Source organism: Sulfitobacter sp. SH24, from assembly GCF_965641895.1.
Lineage (GTDB): Bacteria > Pseudomonadota > Alphaproteobacteria > Rhodobacterales > Rhodobacteraceae > Sulfitobacter > Sulfitobacter dubius.
Genome location: NZ_CBFFKK010000002.1, coordinates 257,740 through 278,543 on the forward strand (window position 1 = coordinate 257,740; position 20,804 = coordinate 278,543).

Genomic DNA, 20,804 nt, shown 5'->3' on the forward strand with positions numbered 1-20,804 from the left:
GGCTCTCCTCGGGGGTCGGGCGAACTCTTTCCAAGGGGGCACCGTTTGTAAACCGCAAATCCAACCCTTTGCAGGGGTTTACCCGGTTATGTCGGGATAGACCTGAGAGCGCTTGACCACGCCATAAACGAAGCTGGTGTCGATCGATCCGATCCCGCCAATGGGATGCAACCGCGTGCGCACGAAGCGTTCGTAGTCTTCAAGATCGCCCACCACCACGCGCAGCAGATAATCCGACAGCCCGCTCATCACGAAACATTCCAGCACTTCGGGGATTGCGCGGATCTGGCTTTCGAAGCGTTTCACCGTGCCCTCGTCATGGCCATCCAGTGTCACCCGCACCATGACCGTGACCGGCAGGCCGTAGGCCTTGGCATCGACCTCCACACTATAGCCCCGGATCGCACCGCTCTTCTCTAAGGCCCGCAGGCGGCGCAAACAGGGCGAAGGCGATAGGTTTACCTCCTGCGCGAGGTCGAGATTGGTCATCCGCCCATTACGTTGAAGGACGCGGATGATTTTGCGGTCGGTGCCGTCCAATTGGGGTATCTGGGGCATAATATGCCAAATCTCCTGCTTACAGGGGATATAATAGCAACCTAATGCCAAAGCGACCATCCGATAATGCCCCTAACAACTTTGAGGGGCACTCCATGACCAATTCGCAGAAATCCTTTGCTACACGCGCCATTCACCACGGCTATGACGCCCAAAGCGAGCAGGGTGCGCTGAACCCGCCGATCTACATGAGCTCGACTTTCACCTTCGAGACGGCTGAGGCTGGCGGCGACATGTTCGCGGGCGAGCGCGAGGGGCATTTCTACACCCGCATCTCAAACCCCACGCTCGACCATCTGGAAAAGCGCATCGCCAACCTTGAAGGGGCCGAAGCCGGTCTCGCCACGGCATCTGGCATGGGGGCGATCACCTCGACGCTGTGGTCTTTCCTTGAGGCGGGGGATGAGATCATCATCGACAAGACCCTCTACGGCTGCACCTTTGCATTCATGACCCACGGGTTGCCGCGCTTTGGGGTGAAGGTGACATTGGTTGATATGACCGAGCCTGCGAACCTCGAAGCGGCGATCAGCGCGCAAACCAAGATCGTCTATTTCGAGACCCCCGCGAACCCGAACAACCGACTGGTCGACATTTCTGCCATCTCGGCCATCGCGCATCGCGCCGGGGCCAAGGTGGTGGTCGACAACACCTATGCCACGCCGGTCCTCACCCGCCCCATCGAGCATGGCGCGGATATCGTCGTCCATTCGGCGACGAAGTTTCTCTCTGGACATGGTGATGTGATTGCGGGTCTCGTTGTCGGCAGCAAAGAGGATATGACGCAGGTGCGGCTCGTAGGCCTCAAAGACATGACAGGTGCCGTAATGTCGCCGTTGACCGCCATGCTACTGCTGCGCGGGATCAAGACGCTGGAGCTGCGGATGGAGCGCCATTGCGCCACCGCCCGCAAAGTGGCCGAAGCGCTGGAAGCGCATCCGGCGGTGCTGCATGTCGCCTATCCGGGGTTGCCAAGCTTCCCGCAGGCCGATCTTGCGCGGCGCCAGATGAGCAACTTCGGTGGCATGATCCCCTTTGAGGTGAAGGGCGGCAAACCGGGCGGCATCGCCTTTATGAACCGGCTGAACCTCATTCAGCGCGCCGTAAGTCTTGGCGATGCGGAAAGCCTGATCCAGCACCCGGCAAGCATGACCCATTCGACCTATTCGCAAGAGGAACGCGCCGAACATGGCATCGCGGAGGGCCTCGTGCGCCTGTCCGTCGGGCTTGAAAGTGCCGATGACATCATTGATGACCTTTACGCCGCGCTTGGGGCGCATAACATGCAGGCAGCCTGATCCGGGCCCGCTCACCGGCTGCGCCACAAACTGACGTGCCCGCGATGTCACCTATCTGAAAGACCCGCCATGACCGCTCTCGCCCCTAACCATCTCAAGACCATCGAACAGCGTTTGCTGTGGCTGTCGCACTGGATGATCCACAACGCCAACCACATCCGGCCCAAGGTGGATGGGATCAAGGTGGGCGGGCATCAGGCGTCCTCCGCCTCCATGGTGTCGATCATGACGGCGCTCTATTTCAGCGCGCTGCGGCCCGAAGACCGCGTGGCGGTAAAGCCCCATGCCTCGCCGATCTTCCACGCGATGCAGTATCTGATGGGCAACCAGACCCGTGAGAAGATGGAGAACTTCCGCGGATTTCATGGCGTGCAGAGCTACCCCAGCCGGACCAAGGATATCGACGATGTGGATTTCTCTACCGGGTCCGTGGGGCTTGGGGTCGCCGTGACCTCCTTTGCCTCGCTGGTGCAGGACTACATCACCGCCAAGGCGTGGGGGGAGGACGTGACCCTCGGCCGGATGGTGGCGCTGGTCGGCGATGCCGAACTGGACGAAGGCAACATCTACGAAGCCCTGCAAGAAGGTTGGAAGAACGACCTGCGCAACACATGGTGGATCATCGACTATAACCGCCAATCGCTCGACGGGGTGGTGCGCGAAGGGCTGTTCAAACGCATCGAGCAGATTTTCGACGCTTTCGGATGGGACGTGGTGAAGGTGAAATACGGTGCCCTGCAACGCGCGGCGTTTGAGGAGCCGGGCGGCGACAAGCTGCGCGACTGGATCGACAACTGCCCCAATCAACTCTACTCGGCACTGACCTTCATGGGCGGTGCGGTCTGGCGGCAGCGGCTGATGGACGCGCTTGGCGATCAGGGCGATGTGACCGCGTTGATCGAGGCGCGCAGTGATGACGAACTGGCCGATCTGATGGAGAACCTCGGCGGCAACTGCGTGCAGACCATGGCCGAGACCTTTGCCGCCATCGATCACGACCGCCCGGTCTGTTTCCTTGCCTATACGATTAAAGGTTGGGGCACGCCGATTGCGGGGCATAAGGACAACCACGGCGGGCTGATGAACAAAAGCCAGATGGCCGAGTGGCAAAAGCACATGGGTGTGGCCGAGGGCGAAGAGTGGGAGAAGTTCGCCACCGTCGCGGACCCTGACGCCTTGCAGGCCGCACTCGACCGCGTGCCTTTCTTCGCAAAGGGCCGCCGCCGTTACGAAGACGCAACCCTGACGGTGCCGCAGATTGAACTCTCCAGCGACCGCGAGATCTCCACCCAGATGGCCTTCGGCAAGATCCTCGACGATCTCTCCAAGGGCGACAGCGATCTGGCCGAGCGGATTGTCACCATGTCGCCGGATGTGACCGGCACGACGAACCTCGGGCCTTGGGTGAACCGGCGCAAGCTCTTCGCCCGCAAGGAACAGGCCGATACCTTTATCAACGAAAAGATCCCCTCGACCGCGAAGTGGGAATTTACGCCCACGGGCCAGCATATCGAGTTGGGCATCGCCGAGATGAACCTCTTCCTCCTGCTGGGTGCTGCGGGTCTGTCGCATTCGCTTTTTGGCAAGCGGGTCATTCCCATCGGCACGGTTTACGACCCCTTCGTCGCCCGTGGTTTGGACGCGCTGAACTATGCCTGCTATCAAGACGCGCGTTTTATGATCGTCGGTACGCCGTCGGGTGTGACACTGGCGCCCGAGGGCGGAGCGCATCAGTCCATCGGCACGCCGCTCATCGGCATGAGCCAAGACGGGCTGGCGAGCTTTGAGCCCGCTTTCGCCGACGAGTTGGCCGTGATCATGCAATGGGCCTTCGATTACCTGCAGCGTGATGGCGAGGGCGACCCGGACGAGCGCACTTGGCTGCGCGACGAGACCGGCGGCTCGGTCTATCTGCGGCTGACGACGAACCCCATCGAACAGCCCGGCAAACGTGTCGACGAAGACTTCCGCCAAGGTGCCATCGACGGGGCCTATTGGCTGCGCAAGCCGGGGCCGAACTGCGACGTGGTGATCGCCTATCAGGGAGCCGTAGCGCCCGAAGCGATCAAGGCGGCGGGGATGATCGCCGAAGGTCGGCGCGATGTGGGCGTGCTGGCAGTCACCTCCGCGGATCGTCTCAACGCCGGATGGACGGCGGCGCAGCGCGCCCGGGCGCGGGGCAATGCAGAAGCGGAAAGCCACATTGAGAGCCTGCTGGCCGATCTGCCGCGCGATTGCAAAATGGTGACGGTGATTGATGGCCACCCGGCAACGCTGTCGTGGCTCGGCTCGGTCGTCGGACATCAGACGGTACCGCTTGGGGTCGAGCATTTCGGACAGACCGGGACCATCGCGGACCTCTACCAACACTTCGGCATCGACGCGCGGTCGATTGTTGAGAAAGTGCAGGGGCTGACTCCGGGCCGCCAAATGCTGCACCGGGTGGCAGGGTGAAAGGGCGCAAATGACTTACTCCCTAGCCATTCACGGCGGTGCCGGAACCCTTTTGAAACGGAATATGACCCCAGAAAAAGAGGCCGCCTATCACGCCGGACTGGCCCGCGCGGTGGAAGCTGGGGAAGCCGTGCTGCGCGATGGTGGCAGCGCGGTGGACGCGGTTGTCGCCTCGGTCTGCGCGCTGGAGGATGAGCCGCTGTTCAACGCCGGGCGCGGCGCGGTCTATACCTCTGAGGGTAAACAGGAGATGGACGCCGCCGTGATGGACGGGCGCGACCGACGTGCAGGTTCGGTGGCTGGCGTGTTTGGCCCAAAGAACCCCATCCGGCTGGCCCACGCGGTGATGGAGCGGACGGAACATGTTACGCTGATTGGCCCCAACGCATTAGAAATCGCCCAGCAAGCAGAGCTTCCCTTTGGCGATCACGACTATTTCTTTACTCAATCCCGTTGGGATGCGCTGCAAGAAACGCTGGAGCTGCGCGCGCGGGGTGAAGTGTCGGACGATCCGGCGCGGCGGCATGGCACCGTCGGGGCGGTGGCGCGTGATGAAGCTGGCAATATCGCGGCGGCAACCTCGACCGGGGGGATGACCGCCAAGGCACCGGGCCGCATGGGTGACACGCCGATGATCGGGGCGGGCACCTTTGCGGATAATGCGACCTGCGCTGTCTCTGGCACGGGGCATGGCGAGATCTTCATCCGCTGGAACGCAGCCGGAGAGATTGCCGCACGGATGCGCCACGCGGGCGAAGACCTTGCCACGGCCGCCAATCATGTTGTGATGCAGGATCTTGCCAATCACGATGGTTCGGGCGGGGTCATCGCGGTGGACCCGGCAGGCAATATCGCGATGCCTTTCAACTCTCAGGGCATGTACCGCGGGATGGTTCGCAAGGGGTTAGCACCTGAAACTAGTATCTATTGATGGGTCGCCCCCCATGTCGCCGCACAAACACAGCTGGCAGGCTTGGGCCGCGTAGAGCATCTAAATCTTGACATTTTCCCCCCTCCCTTTGATTGACGTGCAAGCGAACTTGACGGGAGAGGGGACAAGGGTGCGTTTTCTAGCAGGAATTGCCAAACTTATCTGTGCGGTGAATATTATCATCGGCAATGTCTTTGCGTGGCTGTCACTCGGCATCGTGCTTGTCTGTTTCGCTGTCGTCGTGCAGCGATATGTCTTTGCGATTAGCTTTGTCTGGATGCAGGATCTCTATATCTGGCTGAATGGTGCGATGTTCACTGCGGTCGCGGGCTTTGCCCTGCTGCGTGATGACCATGTGCGTGTCGATATCTTTTACCGCCCCGCCAAAATGGCGCGCCGTGCGCTGATTGATCTGATCGGCGTGGTGGTGTTTTTGCTTCCCTTTTGCTGGGTCGTCTACGCTTATTCCATGCCATTCGTGCAGCGGGCGTGGGGCTATAGCGAGGCCTCGGCCAATGTGGGCGGCATGCCGGGGCTCTACATCCTTAAGGCGTTCATCATCGGTTTCGCCGCGCTGATTGCCCTTCAGGGCATCGCGTGGATCATCCGCTCCGTTCTGGTGCTAAGCGGCAATGCCGAGCTGGTTCCCAAATCCATCCAATATAGCCGGGATCAAATCCCCGCAGACCACCCGCAGGGAGCCGTTTGATGGATCCGATTTTGATTGGCGAGATGCTCGCCGCGCTTATGTTCTTTGGCGTGATCGGCTTTTTGCTGCTCGGCTTTCCGGTGGCCTTTACCCTTGCCGGTGTATCGCTGCTTTTTGGGTTGGTCGGCATCGGCTTTGGTGTGTTCGATCCGTCGAACTTTGGCTCACTGCCCAACCGCTATATCGGCTTTATGACCAACGAAGTGCTGGTTGCCGTGCCACTGTTTATCTTTATGGGGGTGATGCTGGAACGCAGCCAGATTGCCGAGCAACTGCTGATGACCATGGGCAAACTTTTCGGCAATATGCGCGGGGGCCTTGGCTTTTCCGTCGTGATCGTGGGCGCGATGCTTGCTGCGTCGACCGGCGTGGTTGGCGCGACGGTTGTGACCATGGGGCTGATCTCTTTGCCTGCGATGTTGCGGGCCGGCTATGATCCAAAGCTTGCGACAGGGGTAATCTGTGCAAGCGGGACATTGGGGCAGATCATTCCGCCGTCGACCGTGTTGATTTTCATGGGCGATATGCTGGCGGGCATCAACTCTCAGGTGCAGATGGCCAAGGGTAACTTTGCGCCTTCGCCCGTGTCGGTCGGTGACCTTTTTGCTGGGGCGCTTTTGCCGGGCATCTTGTTGGTGTCGCTCTACCTCGGCTATGTGCTGTTCAAAGCTGTGACCGCGCCTGAATCTTGCCCCGCAACCCCTGTACCCGCCGATGAGAAGGGCGAATTGCTGCGTGATTTCTTTGTGGCGTTGGTTCCGCCGCTGTTGCTGATCCTCGCTGTGCTGGGCTCGATCCTCGGTGGCATCGCCACCCCGACAGAGGCCGCTTCAGTCGGTGCAGTCGGCGCGATGATTCTAGCTACGTTTCGCTGGCGTCTGTCCTTCCGCATCCTGCGTGAGACGATGATTGCCACGGCAACGATCACCAGCATGGTCTTTATCATCCTGCTGGGCGCATCGGTCTTTTCCATCGTGTTCCGCATGATGGGCGGCGACAATCTGGTTCATGAATTCCTAAGCAACCTGCCCGGCGGCCCCTTGGCAGCTGTGGCGGTGGTCATGGTTATCATGTTCTTCCTTGGGTTCATCCTTGACACATTCGAGATCATCTTCATCGTGATCCCCATCACCGCGCCTGTGCTCTTGATGCTGGATATTGATCCGATCTGGCTTGGTGTATTGGTCGGGGTAAACCTGCAAACGTCCTTCCTCACGCCGCCCTTTGGCTTTGCGCTGTTCTATCTGCGCGGGGTGGCCCCAGAGGATCTGCCGACCAGTGCGATTTACAAAGGCATTTTGCCCTTCGTGGCCTTGCAGGTGGTGGCGATTGCGATCCTGTTTGCCTTCCCGCAGATCGTGACATGGTTGCCGAAGGTGATCTCGGGCTAAAAGCCTCCGTGTCTTTTGACGCGCTAAGTGTATCGCCCTCCCTTGGGGGGCGATCCGCGCGTTTGAAAGTAGCTGCCCCGGTGCATCAACCGCTGACCGATCCGGCTGGCGAAGCGTTGCAAAATCGCCCTCCGGGGGGAGGGAGGGCGATGCCCGTTGTGCAACCGGGCGGGACAGAGACTAGGCCCCTACCCCAATAGAAAAAGGCCCGGTGTCTCCACCGGGCCTTTCCTCATCTCTTACTGCAAAGCTCAGTACTTCAGGAACTTCTGACGTGCCTGAACATAGGGGCTATCAATGTTCTCAGTCCGGGTACGGACAAGATTCAGCGCTTCGACGAAGCTCTCGGCGGTCTTCTTGACCAGCGGATCGTCGCTGTTGCGCAGTTCTTCGACCACTTCGACCGAGGCTTTGGCACCGGCTTCCATGATGTCGTCGGGGAAGTTGCGCACGGTCACGCCATGCTCATCCACCAGCGTCTTCAGCGCGCGCGGGTCATTGGCATAGAAGTCGGCGGCGACTTGGTCGTATTCCGCTTGGCTCACATCGCGGATGATCGCCTGCAGGTTCTCTGGAAGTTCCTGATACTTCTTCTTGTCGACGACGAGCTCGGTCGCCAGACCCGATTCCACGAAGGATGGCATGTAGTAGTTCTTGGCCACCTGATGGAAGCCGAGCGCCAGATCGTTGTAAGGGCCAACGAATTCAGCGGCATCCAGCGTGCCAGATTGCAGCGCTTGGAAAATCTCGCCCGCCGCCATGTTTGTCACGGTCGCGCCCAGTTTTTCCCACACGCGGCCACCAAGGCCCGGCGTACGGAAGCGCACCCCTTTGACATCGTCGAGGCTCTTCAGCTCATCGCGGAACCAACCACCCGTTTGGGTGCCGGTGTTGCCGGACAGGAAGCCCTGAACGCCGAACTGGTCATAGATCTCGTCCCAGATTTCCTGACCGCCCATGTAACGCATCCAAGCTGTCAGCTCGGGCGTGGTCATGCCGTAAGGAACGCCGGTAAAGAAGGACAGCGCGGGCGATTTGTTCTGCCAGTAGTAAGCCGCACCGTGGCTCATCTCGGCGGTGCCGTCGATCACCGCGTCCAGCGACTGCAGCGGCGGAACCATCTCACCAGCCGAGAATACTTGAATGGTCAGTTCGCCGCCCGAAGCGGCAGTGATCCGGTCGGCCAGGCGCTGTGCGCCGACACCCAGACCGGGGAAGTTCTTGGGCCATGTGGTAACCATACGCCACGTGATGTTGCCCTGCGCAATTGCGGGCGCTGCAAGCGTCGTAGCAGCAGCACCTGCTCCCATCACACCGGCTTTGCGAATAAATGAACGACGATCCATGTTTTTCCTCCCAAAGGATAATTGTTAAGCATCCTCCGACGTCGGCGCAGAGGGCTATGTTCAGCAGATAATCGTCGGTTTTCGCAAATGTCCATGGTCTACACGAATTGAACCTGCCTCTTGCTAGACAATCTCCCCCGAAGCCGCATACGTAGTGCTACGTAAAGCGGTAGTATTATTAGTCTTTCGCCTTGTTTTCGGCAGAAAGGTGAATAATGTGCGAGCTGCCAGGGAGGGCTCAGATCTTGTTAAAATTCATCGACCAGATGAACGAATTCGTCGGGCGCATTGTGTCGGTCGTTGCCGTCATCTTTGCTGCGATCATCATCTATGACGTGTTCATGCGCTATGCGCTGAACGATCCGACACGCTGGGCCTTTGATGTGACTAAACAGCTATATGGCTTTTATTTCGTCATGCTGGGCGGCTATGCGCTGCGTCATCAGGCCCATGTGCGGGTTGACCTGATCACCGAAACCCTTGCCCCCACCCTGCGCCGCTGGGTCGAAGCGGCGGGCTATGTGATCTTTTTCTTCCCCTTTGCTTGGGTCTTCACCACCCGCTCTTATGAATTCGCCATGCGCTCTTATGCTCAGGGCGAGACGACCTATGGCTCCGTCCAACTGCCGGTCTACCCGCTAAAGATGGCCATGGCGCTCGCCGCTGGTTTGCTGTTGCTGCAAGGCGTGGCGGAATTTTTGAAACTCGTACTTAACCGTCAGGAACTGCCCCGTGACGCCTGAACTTATTGCACTCACCATGTTTGGCCTGCTGTTGCTGGGCCTTTTCATGGGTCACCCGCTGGCCTTTGTTCTGGGCGGCACCGCTGTTCTGGGCGCTGTTATTGCTGGCAAGCCGATGGTGCTGGGTATCGTCATCAACCGCATCTTTGGCGATGTGCTGGATAACTTCACCCTGATCGCGATTCCGTTGTTCATCTTGATGGCCAGATTTCTCTCTGATTCGGGCGTGACGGATAAGATGTTCGAATCATTGCGGCTTTTGATGTCGAACATCCGCGGCGGTCTGGCCTTGGCAGTGGTCTTCATTTCGATCCTACTGGCGGCGACCACCGGCATCATTGGCGCATCGATCACCGTGATGGGTGTCATGGCGCTACGCCCGATGCTGCAATATGGTTATAGTCCGACGCTTACTACCGGTGTCATCGCGGCTTCAGGCTGCCTTGGCATTCTGATCCCGCCGTCGATCATGTTGATCCTTATGGCCTCCTATTCGCCGCTGTCGGTGGGTGAACTGTTCGCCGGTGCGATGGTGCCGGGCGTGGTTCTGGGCCTGCTTTATGCGGTCTGGGTCTTTATCGTTGCCGTTGTACGCCCTGATATGGCCCCCGCGGTCGAGCCGGATGAGAAAATCTCCAAGCCCGCTCTGCTCCGCATGTTGCTGATCGAAGCGGTGCCGCCACTTGTGCTGATCCTTGGTATCCTTGGCTCGCTGCTGGCGGGCATCGCCACGGCGACCGAAGCCTCGGCCATTGGTGCCGCGCTCGCGTTGGTGATCGTCATTATGCGGCGCAAATTCACTTGGGCGAGTTTTTATGGCGCGATGCTCGAAACCGGGCGTACCTCGGCGATGATCCTGTTCATTGTTGTTGGTGCCACGGCCTTTACCGGGGTGTTCAACATCACGGGGGGTCTGCGCGCCACCCAAGAGATCATCCGCAACCTCGACATGGCGCCTTGGCTGCTGATCGCGATGATGATGTTCATCGTCTTCATCCTCGGTGCTTTCCTCGACTGGACCGGCATCGTGCTGCTGTCCTTCCCAATCTTCCTGCCCATCGTTCAGGAGATGGACGTGAGCCTGTTGTGGTTCGTCGTCCTGATGTCGGTGGTCCTGCAGACGTCGTTCCTGACGCCGCCCTTTGGATATGCGCTGTTCTATCTGCGCGCCATCGCCCCACGTGAGGTCAAGACGTCGCATATCATCGTCGGTGTGCTGCCGTTCATCGGGTTGATCCTGATGATGTGCGTGGCCATCGCCCTGTTCCCGCAGCTTGTCACCTGGCTCCCGGAAACGCTCTATACAAAATAAACCAACGGAGGAGAGAATATTATGAAATTGAAATCAACACTTGCCGGTCTGGCACTCTGCGCAGGCTTTGGCACGCAGGCCGCGGCCCAAGACAACTGGACCATGACCACCACATGGCCCACTTCGCTGGAACTGATCGAGATCGACAAACACTTCGTTGATCTGGCCAACAAGCTGACCGGCGAAGACCTGACCATCGAATTCTTCGAAGGCGGCTCGCTCGTCCCCGCAGGCGAAGTCTTTGGCGCGGTTGAATCCAACACGGTGCAGGCTGGCGCCGACTGGCCCGGTTACTGGGCTGGCCGCAACTCTGCCTTCTCGCCGCTGGCGACCACGGCGAGCCTGTTCAACGCGGTTGATTACGTCAACTGGATCGAGCAGTGGGGCGGCAAAGAGCTCTATAACGAGATCTACGGCAAGTTCGGCATGGTCTACCTGCCCTACGGCGTGACCAACAACGAATCCGGCTTCCGCACCAACGAGCAGATCGTCACGCTGGAAGACCTCAAGGGCAAGCGTCTGCGTCTGTCGGGTCTGGAGCAGGGCCGTCTGTTGGAAAAACTGGGCGGTTCGCAGGTCTCCATGGCCGGTGGCGAAATCTATCAGTCGCTTGAGCGCGGTGTGATCGATGGCGCGGAATTCTCGACCCCCAACGTCGATTTCTCGGGCGGTTTCCAGCAGGTCACCAAATACTGGGCGACACCGGGCTGGCACCAGTCGGCGTCGATCTTCGGTGTGATGATCAACAAAGGCGCGTGGGACGCGCTGTCGGACGAAACCCGCGAAGCACTTGAAATCGCGGCACAGGCCAACCTCGTCTGGTCGCTCTCCTTCACCGAAAAGCGCGCGACCGAAGCCTATCAGCAGTTCCTCGACGCGGGCATCGAAATCAACCGCTACGACGATGAAACGCTGGCGACCGTTCAGGAAATGGCCAATGAGACCATCGAAGAGACCGCCTGTGAGAACCCCGATTCCGCAAAGGTTTACCTGAGCCAGTTGGAGTATCTGAACGACTACGCCAAATGGCGTGATGCATCGGCCCCGTTCAACTTGGGCCGCACGCCCAACGGTCCGGACATCGAAAAAATCCGCGCCTGCGCGGAATGAGTTGAGTAAGAATCTCACGAAAAGGCCCGCCAATTGGCGGGCCTTTTTGGATCTGTTGAACCGGCAGTTCCGGCTTCACTCCGTCCCCGGCTATTCTCCGACCCGCTTAAGAAACTTCTGCAACCTTGCATCTTTTGGGGCACCGAAAATCTCCGATGGGGAACCACTTTCCACGATCTTGCCACCATCCATGAAGATGATCCGGTCTGCGATCTCACGCGCGAATTGCATCTCATGGGTGACGATCAGCATCGTTTGCTTGCGTTCCGCCACTGCACGCATCAGATCAAGCACCTCCCCTACCCATTCAGGATCAAGCGCCGAAGTTGGCTCATCAAACAGCATCAGCTCCGCCTCAAGCGCCATGGCGCGGCCAATGCCAACCCGCTGTTGTTGCCCCCCCGACAGAGCGGAAGGAAAGCTATCCCCTTTATCCGCCAAACCGGTTTCGGCTAGCACCGCCATTGCTCGTTTCTCAGCCTCTTCAACCGGGCGCTTGTGCACCGTCACCAGTGCTTCCATGATGTTCTGCTTGGCAGTTTTATTCGCAAAAAGCGCGTAGTTCTGGAACACCATTGCAGTGCGGCGGCGCAGCGCCAATATATCCGACTTGCGCGCCTTTGCAGCATCAACGGTCACATCACCAATGGAAATCTGCCCCGCCTGCGGCACGTCGAGAAAGTTAAGACAGCGCAGCAGGGTCGACTTGCCCGTTCCCGAAGGGCCGATCACCACGACCCGCTCCCCATCCGCGATCTGCAAGTCGATGCCATCCAACACAGGCGTGCCGCCGAAATGCTTGGTCAGGCCAGAAATATCAATCATCGTACGAACGCCTTGTTCAGATAGGTTTCAAGTCGTTTCTGGCCTTGGCTTAACGCTTCGACGATGACCCAATAGACCATCGCGACAACAAGATAGGCTTCGAAATAAAGAAAGCTGCCTGCCGCCTCTTTCTGCGCGGCACCCATCATCTCGGTCACGCCAAGCGTAAAAGCCAGCGAAGTGCCTTTGACCATATCAATGAAGTAATTCACCAAAGTTGGCGCAGCGATCCGGGCGGCCTGCGGCAAGATGATACGCAACATCATCTGGCCTTGAGTCATGCCGATAGACTGCGCGGCCTCCCATTGACTGCGGTCCACACCCGCAATGGCAGCGCGGATGCTCTCGGCCATATACGCCGCGAAATGCAGCGTCAGCCCCATGATCGTCGCGGTCACACCGTCGATCTTGGTTAAGAACGAAAGCGCTTGGGGTAGGCCGTAGTAAAAGAGGAACAGTTGCACCAGCAGCGGCGTACCGCGAAAAAAGCTGATGAAAAGCACTACGAACCAATCGAGCACCGGCACCTTCGCCACCCGCTCTACCGCCAAAAGCGAGGCGAGGATGAGTGCGCACACCATCCCCGCCGCCGCCATTAACAGTGTCAGTGGTACATAGCCCGATATGACGGGCACCAGCCCCAGCATGTAGTCAAGGTCTAGCGCCCGCATGGGTTACTCCGCTTTGGTGATGTCTGTGCCGAACCACTTGTCCGAGATTTCGGCCAATGTACCGTCTTCGCGCAGCGATTCCAGTGCGGTGTCTACGCGGTCGCGCAGGGCGCGACCTTCGTCGTTGTCTTGGAACGGCAGCGCATTGCGAATCTCAGAGAAAGGCTTGCCAGCAAGTTCCAGCGGCAGGGGGCTTTCCTGAATCAGTTGCGCAGAGGAGACGCGGTCCATGACAAATGCGTCCACACGGCCAAGCGCGGTATCTTGGGCGATGTTGGATTCATAAGTCTTGATCTCAATCTCATCAGCGAAATCAAGTTCGTTAAGCAGTTGCTCAAAGTTCGAGCCGAGGTTTACCGCAACGGTTTTGCCGCGCAGATCTTCAACGCTGCCGATCTCTTCGTTGCCCTCTTTGATGACGACCTGCGCGCCGTCAAAAACGTAGGGCGCGGTGAAGGCGAACTTTTCTTCGCGCTCTGGTGTGATGGTGATTTGGTTGGCGATCGTGTCGATGCGCCCTGCATCTAGCGCACCGATCAGACCGGAAAAGGCCATAGTTTCGAACTCAACCTCAAGCCCGGCCTCTTCGCCAACGGCGTTCATCACGTCGACTTCAAACCCCTGAAGCTCGTCGAGTTTCACAAAGGTGAACGGAAAATAGCCGCCCGACATGCCGACGCGCAGCGTCTCATTGTCTTGGGCAAAGGCTGCGGTGCCGGATACCGCGGCGAGCGCGGTTGCGGTAACGATCTGTTTCAGCATTGAATTTACTCCTGTAAAGCTTGAGCATCAGATGTCACCGGGGGCCGCCCGCTTCAACACCGTCGCTTAAACAGGAACGTTTGGCGGGCGGGATCGGTTCAGATGGAATAATGGGTTTAGAGGAGCGCCGAGTGAAGGATATCACTCCGCTTCATAGCACCCAGGGCGGAATGATATTCTGAGAATCTAACGGGGATTCCACACATGCGGAACAGATATGCGCATTTCGCATAGCTTTATATCAGTCAGAGTACCTCGATATCCAAGCCCTCGGCGGCCCAAGCGGCAAGCTTGCGGTCAACGGTTTTGCGCGAGACGCCCAAGCGCCGCGCGGCCTCGGCCCGGTTGCCGCCCGAAAGGTCAAGAATGTGCAGCATGTGGCGCTGTGTGACGAGTTCGAGGTCTTCAATCGCCCGCGGTCCGTCAACCGTGCCATGCCCTGCGAAGGCTTCGGGCAAGCTGCCAAGGATGACCGAGCGTTCGATTAGGTTGCGCAATTCTCGCACATTGCCCGGCCAGTCGTAACGCCGGAGCTTGAGCAAAGTCTCCGCATCCAGACGGAGCGCGGGCATCCCAAGCGCAGTTGAGAATTGCCGCATGAACATTGCCGCCAGTTCGACGATATCGTCTGAGCGGTCCTTGAGCGGCGGCATTGCCACTTCGACAACGTTCATGCGGTGATAAAGGTCGGCGCGGAAACGCCCCTCTTCCACGGCCTTCGGCAGGTTGGCATTGGTGGCGAAAAGAAACCGCAGGTTCAGCGGGATCTCCCGTTCGGCCCCCTCGGGGCGGATACGCTGGTCTTCCAACACCCGCAGCAGCGCCGCCTGAAGCTGTTCGGGCATCTGCGCTACTTCATCTAGGAACAGTGTGCCGCCATCGGCCAAAAGGAACAGACCCGGTTGCAGGGTTTCATTCCCTTCCACCGCCCCAAAGAGTTCCGGCCCGATCCGATCCGGCGTGATGGCAGCGCAGTTCACCGCGACAAAGGGATTGTCAGCGCGGTCAGACATCTGATGCAATTGCCGCGCGGCCAACTCCTTGCCCGTGCCGCTGGCTCCGGTGAAAAGAACCGGGGTCGGCACAGGGGCGAGGCGGCTCAGCATGCCGCGCACCTTTGCCAGCACTTCGGACTTGCCGAGCATTTGAACCGCAGCGCCGCCATGCAACTCGCGCCGAAGCAGCGTATTGTCACGGCGCAGGTTCTTGCGGTCCAGCGTGCGGGACACCGCCCCGAGGATTTGGTTCGCCCGAAAGGGTTTCAACACGAAATCACTAACGCCCGCGCGCAGCGCGGCGATGGCGGTTTCCAGATCGGCATAGGCGGTGATCAGAACCGTGTCGGCGTAAAACCCTTTACGGCGTTGCTCGACCACCCATTCCAGCCCGGTTTTGCCGGGCATGACATTGTCCAGAACGACCACATCAAAATGCGCCTCGTCCAAGAGTTTGGTCGCCTCTGCAGGCGACGCGGCCTGTGCCACGCGCTTGACACGCGGCTCCAATATCTTGGTGAGGAAATGGCGCATCCCCGGTTCATCGTCGATCACAAGGATCGACGCGCCTTCGAGCGTGCCGCCGTATTCATCGCCTGCCGCCATGATATGCCTCTTCGGTGTCAGTCCAGCCGGACGTTTTCACCTGAATAGACCTCAGCCGAGGAAAAGCCCATCTCATGCAGTCCGAAATAGGCCACAACGCCGATCACCGCGACGCCCAGAAACCCTGCCAGCATGGCTTTCATTGCGCGTATCCTTTTACCTGAACGCCGCCCATCATTCTGCGGGGGTCCGCTTGTCATCTTTGACTTCATCAAGCCAGAGCGAATGGTGCTGCTCTGCCCAACGTTCATCAACCTCGCCGTTGCCCATGGCGTCAAAGGCGCCCTCCATACCGAGTGTCCCGATATAAATGTGCCCCAAGATTACCGCCATCATCAGAAAGCCGATGATCGCGTGCCAAAGCTGGGCATATTGCATTTCCGCATGAGGCGTCAGATCGTCCTGCAAGGGACCAAGGCCCGCCGCGTCTGCCACGCCGATGTCGTTGATAAGGCCGAAGGTATGGCCAAAAAGCTGGATCTCAAAGGGGAACAACAGCGACAGGCCCGAGAGCGATACAGAGAAGCCCAAGAGGATCACGGCCCAGAAGACAATCTTTTGGCCGAAGTTGAACTTCTTCGCGGGCGGGTGTTTGTCGCCAATGAAACCGCCGCCTTGCTTGATCCAAACCCAGTCGGTCTTGTTCGGGATATTGTGCCAAATCCACATTACAAAGACCATGACGAGCGCGATCATAAAGGCCCATGAGACGTTGTTGTGGATGAACTTGGACCCGGTCAGCAGGACCGAGTTGAACTCATGCCCCAAGAGCGGAATGACCACCTTACGGCCAAAGAGCGTGGCCAAGCCTGTCAGAGCAAGCAGGATGAAAGACCCGGCCAGCATCCAATGGGCAAACCGTTCGATCGCTTTAAAGCGGGTGACGGTACGCCCGACCTTGCCGCCTTCGATGCGGATCCGGCCTCGCAGAAGGTAAAAGAGCAAGAGCACGGCCAGCGTCCCGGCAAGAAGCCAAGCGCCGTAGGTTGCCAGCGGCCCTTCGCGGAACTGCTGCCACCACATGCCGTTGTCTTGCACCAGCACGCGGCCGGTCTTGTTCATCGTGCTGACGCGAACGGGCAATTCGTTATAGCGGATGCCGCGCCACAGGTCCGGGTCCGACCGTCCGCCAAGCGGGCCAAGGCCCGGCACCGTAGCGGCGTCGCCCCCCAGATTGTTGCGCCGGAACCCGTCGTCAATCTCGGCCCCGTTTTGGCGGCGTTCGATGTCGGCCAAGTTCTGCGCGCCGCCGGTGTTGGCGCGGTCAATGGCCGAGGGGGTCGCGTTCTCGGGCAGGCGCACGTCCTGCGCCGTGGCGCTGACCGGCAGCGCGGCCAAGGCGAGAATGAAAAGAGCCATCAGGTGGCGCAGCATGGGTAATCCCCCGGCTAGACAGATATGGAGAAAAGGGACGGCCCGGTCAGGCCGCCCCGAAAGCCGTTACTGGCCCTTTTGCTCGTAAGCTGTGCCCCAGCCCCAAGCGCCGGAGCCAAAGCCGCGCGCGACGACACGCTCGCGGTAGATGTCGGACACCATGTCACCGTCACCGGCCAGAAGCGCCTTGGTCGAACACATCTCGGCGCAGATGGGCAGTTTGCCTTCTGCGATCCGGTTGCGGCCGTACTTCTGGAATTCGGCTTGGCTGTGATTTTCCTCGGGGCCCCCGGCGCAGAAGGTGCATTTGTCCATCTTGCCGCGGCTGCCGAAGTTGCCAGCCTGGGGATACTGCGGCGCGCCAAAGGGGCAGGCGTAGAAGCAGTAACCGCAACCAATGCAGAGGTCTTTGGAGTGCAACACGATGCCGTCATCTGTCTGGTAGAAACAATCCACCGGGCAGACCGCCATACAGGGCGCGTCCGAGCAGTGCATACAAGCGACCGAGATCGAGCGTTCGCCCGGTTGGCCGTCTTGAATGGTCACCACGCGGCGGCGGTTGATGCCCCAAGGGACTTCGTGTTCGTTCTTACAAGCCGTTACACATGCGTTGCATTCAATGCAGCGCTCGGCATCGCAGAGAAACTTTGCTCTTGCCATTCTCTTGTCTCCTTACGCTGGCATAATCTTGCAGAGAGTCGCTTTGGTCTCCTGCATTTGCGTCACTGAATCGTAGCCGTAGGTCTGAACCGTGTTGGTGCTTTCGCCCAGAACAATCGGATCGGCCCCGTCGGGGTATTTGTCCCGCAGGCTGACGCCGCCCATGTGCCCGCCGAAGTGGAAGGGCATGAAGGCCACGCCCTCGCCCACCCGTTCGGTGACCATGGCCATCACCTTGATCTTGCCGCCCTCGGGCCCTTCGACCCAGACATCTGAACCGTCGCGCACGCCGAGGTTGTTGGCGTCACGGGTGTTGATCTCGATGAACATGTTCTGTTGCAGCTCGGCCAGCCATGGGTTCGACCGGGTCTCGTCCCCGCCGCCCTCATATTCGACCAAGCGGCCAGAGGTGAGGATGATCGGGAATTCCTGCGAGAAGTCGTTCTTTTGGATCGAGGCGTAAAGCGTCGGCACCCGCCAGAAGGTCTTGTCTTCGTAGGTCGGATAATCCGCCACCAGATCGCGCCGGTTGGAATAGAGCGGCTCGCGGTGTTTTGGCACCGGGTCGGGGAAGGTCCAGACCACGCAGCGGGCCTTGGCGTTCCCAAAGGGCGCGCAGCCATGCTCGATCGCCACCCGCTGGATGCCGCCCGACAGGTCGGTCTTCCAGTTGATGCCGCCGACTTGGGCCACGTAATCGGAATCGATCTCACCCTGTTGCGAGGTTTCGCCAACTTCCGCCTGACCATCATCCGCGTTCTCAGGCGCTTCGTAGCCTGCGACCGCTTCGATGATGCTTCGCTCTTCGGCTGTCAGATCACCGTCCCAGCCCAGATCCATCAGCATCTGCATGGTGAATTCGGGATAGCCGTCCTTGATTTCCGAACCGGCGGAATAGACGCCTTCGGCGAGCAGGTTCTCACCGTCACGTTCTACCCCGAAACGGGCGCGGAAGGTCAGACCACCTTGGGCCACCGGCAGCGACATATCGTAAAGGTTCGCCGTGCCGGGGTGGTTCATCTCGGGCGTGCCCCAGCAGGGCCATGGCATGCCGTAGTAATCGCCATCCGCCGGGCCGCCATTGGCACGCAGAGTGGTTTTGTCGAAGGTGTGCTGGTTCTGCATGTGCATCTTCATCCGCTCGGGCGACTGCCCCGTATAGCCGATGGTCCACATGCCTTTGTTGAACTCGCGCGTCAGGTCTTCGATGAGCGGCTCTTCACCATTCACCTCAATGTTGCGGAACATGCGATCTTCAAAGCCGAACTTCTTGGCAAACTTATAGAGGATCGTGTGGTCCGGCAGGCTTTCAAACAGCGGCTCGACAACCTTTTCGCGCCACTGGAGCGAGCGGTTCGATGCGGTCACAGAACCGGAAGTTTCGAACTGCGTACAGGCCGGGAGCAGGTAGGTGTTGTCGGTCCGATCGTGCAGAACGGCAGAGACGGTTGGGTATGGGTCGACCACGACCAGCAGGTCCAGCTTCTCCATCGCCGTCTTCATTTCCTTTTGGCGGGTCTGCGAGTTCGGCGCGTGGCCCCACAGCACCATCGCCTTGGTGTTGTCGGGCTGTTCTAAGTTCTCACGGTCCTCAAGCACACCGTCGATCCAACGCGATACCGGAATGCCGGTAAGGTTGATCATTTTCTGCTCTTCGCCCGCGCCATCGGTCCAAGAGGCGAAACGGCTTTGGAGCCATTCCAGTTCCTCATCCCAGACCCGCGCCCAATGCGCCCAAGAGCCATCGGACAGGCCATAGTAGCCCGGCAACGTATCGGCAAGAACGCCAAGGTCAGTCGCGCCCTGCACGTTGTCATGGCCACGGAAAATATTGGTGCCGCCGCCGGCGGTGCCCATGTTGCCCAAAGCCAGTTGCAAGATGCAGTAGGCGCGGGTGTTGTTGTTGCCGTTGGTGTGCTGTGTGCCACCCATGCACCAGATCACGGTGCCCGGACGGTTGTTGGCCAAGGTCCGCGCCACGCGCTGAAGCTGCTCGCCCGGTACGCCGGTGACGCGCTCAACCTCATCTGGTGTCCAGTTGGCGACTTCTTTGCGGATCTCATCCATGCCCCAAACACGGGTGCGGATGAATTCTTCGTCTTCCCAACCGTTTTCGAAGATGTGGTAGAGAATGCCCCAAACCAGCGCCACGTCAGAACCGGGACGCATCCGCACATATTCATCGGCATGGGCCGCCGTGCGGGTGAAACGCGGATCACAAACGATCAGCGGCGCGTTGTTCTCTTCTTTCGATTTCAACAAGTGCTGAAGCGACACCGGGTGCGCCTCGGCGGGGTTGCCGCCGATGATAAAGATCGCCTTGGACTTGTGGATGTCGTTGTAGCTGTTGGTCATGGCGCCGTAGCCCCATGTATTGGCCACGCCCGCCACGGTGGTCGAGTGACAGATCCGCGCCTGGTGGTCGACGTTGTTGGTGCCCCAGTAGGCGGCGAACTTGCGGAACAGATAGGCCTGTTCGTTGGAGTGTTTCGCCGAGCCGAGCCAATAGACCGAGTCCGGGCCAGAGGTGTCGCGGATGGCGGTCATCTTGTCGCCGATCTCGTCGATCGCCTGTTCCCAGGAAATCCGCTGCCATTCGCCGCCGACTTTCTTCATCGGGTACTTCAGTCGGCGTTCGCCGTGGGCGTGTTCGCGGACCGACGCGCCTTTGGCACAGTGAGCGCCAAGGTTGAACGGGCTGTCCCAACCGGGCTCCTGCCCCAACCACACACCGTCAGACACTTCCGCGATGACTGTACAACCGACCGAACAATGGGTGCAGACGGATTTCTTGATCTCCATCTTTCCGCTGACTGCGGCAGTGGCGGCAGATGCCTGTTGCACGCTGCCTGCGGTTGCGGCGATGGCACTTAACCCGCCGATGGCAAGGCCCGAGCCGCGCAGAAATGCGCGCCGGTCAATACCGCTGCGCGCCACGTCGGACATGATGCCTGTCCGCTGCGCAGACCGCGCGACCCCATTGGTCTTTTTCCTCAACATATCTTCACTCCCTGTGCGCGGGCTGGTCCCCGCCTGAGGTGGCTATTGAACGGCGAGCG

The 20,804-nt window shown here is 59.5% G+C and carries 18 protein-coding genes; 8 read left to right on the forward strand and 10 right to left on the reverse strand.

Translation table 11 applies throughout. The annotated features are described in order from the left end of the window. Positions 1-78 precede the first annotated feature (78 nt). The gene (locus ACSQ16_RS02230) at positions 79-558 is read right to left on the reverse strand and encodes an Lrp/AsnC family transcriptional regulator (RefSeq protein WP_243263615.1); all 480 of its coding nucleotides are present in this window, start codon (positions 556-558) and stop codon (positions 79-81) included. A gap of 95 nt (positions 559-653) precedes the next feature. Here ACSQ16_RS02230 and ACSQ16_RS02235 point away from each other — a divergent pair, with 95 nt between their 5' ends. The 5 genes from ACSQ16_RS02235 (at position 654) to ACSQ16_RS02255 (ending at position 7,341) form a co-directional block, all read left to right on the forward strand. After that, entirely contained in the window at positions 654-1,856 is a 1,203-nt protein-coding gene (locus ACSQ16_RS02235; protein WP_243263616.1) for a methionine gamma-lyase, read from the forward strand. A 69-nt stretch (positions 1,857-1,925) separates the two neighbouring features. Continuing rightward, complete coding sequence (locus ACSQ16_RS02240; protein WP_243263617.1) at positions 1,926-4,310, forward strand: transketolase-like TK C-terminal-containing protein; 2,385 nt, start codon at positions 1,926-1,928, stop codon at positions 4,308-4,310. 10 nt (positions 4,311-4,320) lie between these two features. Continuing rightward, entirely contained in the window at positions 4,321-5,241 is a 921-nt protein-coding gene (locus ACSQ16_RS02245; RefSeq protein ID WP_243263618.1) for an isoaspartyl peptidase/L-asparaginase family protein, read from the forward strand. A gap of 130 nt (positions 5,242-5,371) precedes the next feature. Beyond that, positions 5,372-5,950, forward strand: a complete 579-nt coding sequence (locus ACSQ16_RS02250) for a TRAP transporter small permease subunit (protein ID WP_243263619.1) — start codon at positions 5,372-5,374, stop codon at positions 5,948-5,950. After that, the gene (locus tag ACSQ16_RS02255; protein WP_243263620.1) at positions 5,950-7,341 is read left to right on the forward strand and encodes a TRAP transporter large permease; all 1,392 of its coding nucleotides are present in this window, start codon (positions 5,950-5,952) and stop codon (positions 7,339-7,341) included. Before ACSQ16_RS02250 ends, ACSQ16_RS02255 begins: the two co-directional genes overlap by 1 nt. A 251-nt stretch (positions 7,342-7,592) precedes the next feature. On the opposite strand, the gene ACSQ16_RS02260 is transcribed toward ACSQ16_RS02255, so the two are convergent. Then, entirely contained in the window at positions 7,593-8,687 is a 1,095-nt protein-coding gene (locus tag ACSQ16_RS02260) for a TRAP transporter substrate-binding protein (protein WP_093928733.1), read from the reverse strand. 215 nt (positions 8,688-8,902) lie between these two features. Between ACSQ16_RS02260 and ACSQ16_RS02265 the strand changes: the two genes are divergently transcribed. The 3 genes from ACSQ16_RS02265 to dctP are packed head-to-tail and all read left to right on the forward strand — an operon-like array spanning position 8,903 to position 11,852. Next, the gene (locus ACSQ16_RS02265; RefSeq protein ID WP_394805097.1) at positions 8,903-9,430 is read left to right on the forward strand and encodes a TRAP transporter small permease subunit; all 528 of its coding nucleotides are present in this window, start codon (positions 8,903-8,905) and stop codon (positions 9,428-9,430) included. 16 nt (positions 9,431-9,446) lie between these two features. Then, positions 9,447-10,742 carry a TRAP transporter large permease gene (locus ACSQ16_RS02270; RefSeq protein WP_093928840.1) on the forward strand — a complete coding sequence of 432 codons (1,296 nt, stop codon included), beginning with the start codon at positions 9,447-9,449 and terminating at the stop codon, positions 10,740-10,742. A 21-nt stretch (positions 10,743-10,763) separates the two neighbouring features. Beyond that, complete coding sequence (dctP, locus tag ACSQ16_RS02275; protein WP_067941242.1) at positions 10,764-11,852, forward strand: TRAP transporter substrate-binding protein DctP; 1,089 nt, start codon at positions 10,764-10,766, stop codon at positions 11,850-11,852. Positions 11,853-11,942: 90 nt separating this feature from the next. On the opposite strand, the gene ACSQ16_RS02280 is transcribed toward dctP, so the two are convergent. The 8 genes from ACSQ16_RS02280 to ACSQ16_RS02315 form a co-directional block, all read right to left on the reverse strand. Continuing rightward, a complete protein-coding gene (locus tag ACSQ16_RS02280; RefSeq protein ID WP_243263621.1) occupies positions 11,943-12,677 on the reverse strand; it encodes an amino acid ABC transporter ATP-binding protein in 735 nt (244 codons plus the stop codon). Next, on the reverse strand, positions 12,674-13,348 hold the full coding sequence (locus ACSQ16_RS02285; RefSeq protein WP_243263622.1) for an amino acid ABC transporter permease: 675 nt from the start codon (positions 13,346-13,348) through the stop codon (positions 12,674-12,676). The genes ACSQ16_RS02280 and ACSQ16_RS02285 overlap by 4 nt, the downstream gene beginning before the upstream one ends. Before the next feature lie 3 nt (positions 13,349-13,351). Continuing rightward, positions 13,352-14,110, reverse strand: a complete 759-nt coding sequence (locus ACSQ16_RS02290) for an amino acid ABC transporter substrate-binding protein (RefSeq protein WP_093928737.1) — start codon at positions 14,108-14,110, stop codon at positions 13,352-13,354. 245 nt (positions 14,111-14,355) lie between these two features. Next, positions 14,356-15,711 (reverse strand): sigma-54-dependent transcriptional regulator, encoded by a 1,356-nt coding sequence (locus tag ACSQ16_RS02295; RefSeq protein WP_435988485.1) that lies wholly within the window; start codon positions 15,709-15,711, stop codon positions 14,356-14,358. Positions 15,712-15,728: 17 nt separating this feature from the next. Continuing rightward, complete coding sequence (locus tag ACSQ16_RS02300; RefSeq protein WP_269343110.1) at positions 15,729-15,854, reverse strand: hypothetical protein; 126 nt, start codon at positions 15,852-15,854, stop codon at positions 15,729-15,731. Positions 15,855-15,885: 31 nt separating this feature from the next. Further along, positions 15,886-17,085 (reverse strand): formate dehydrogenase subunit gamma, encoded by a 1,200-nt coding sequence (locus tag ACSQ16_RS02305; protein WP_317406505.1) that lies wholly within the window; start codon positions 17,083-17,085, stop codon positions 15,886-15,888. A 66-nt stretch (positions 17,086-17,151) separates the two neighbouring features. After that, on the reverse strand, positions 17,152-17,745 hold the full coding sequence (fdh3B, locus tag ACSQ16_RS02310) for a formate dehydrogenase FDH3 subunit beta (protein ID WP_067266580.1): 594 nt from the start codon (positions 17,743-17,745) through the stop codon (positions 17,152-17,154). Positions 17,746-17,757: 12 nt separating this feature from the next. Beyond that, the gene (locus ACSQ16_RS02315) at positions 17,758-20,745 is read right to left on the reverse strand and encodes a formate dehydrogenase subunit alpha (RefSeq protein ID WP_243263625.1); all 2,988 of its coding nucleotides are present in this window, start codon (positions 20,743-20,745) and stop codon (positions 17,758-17,760) included. Between the last annotated feature and the right edge of the window lie 59 nt (positions 20,746-20,804).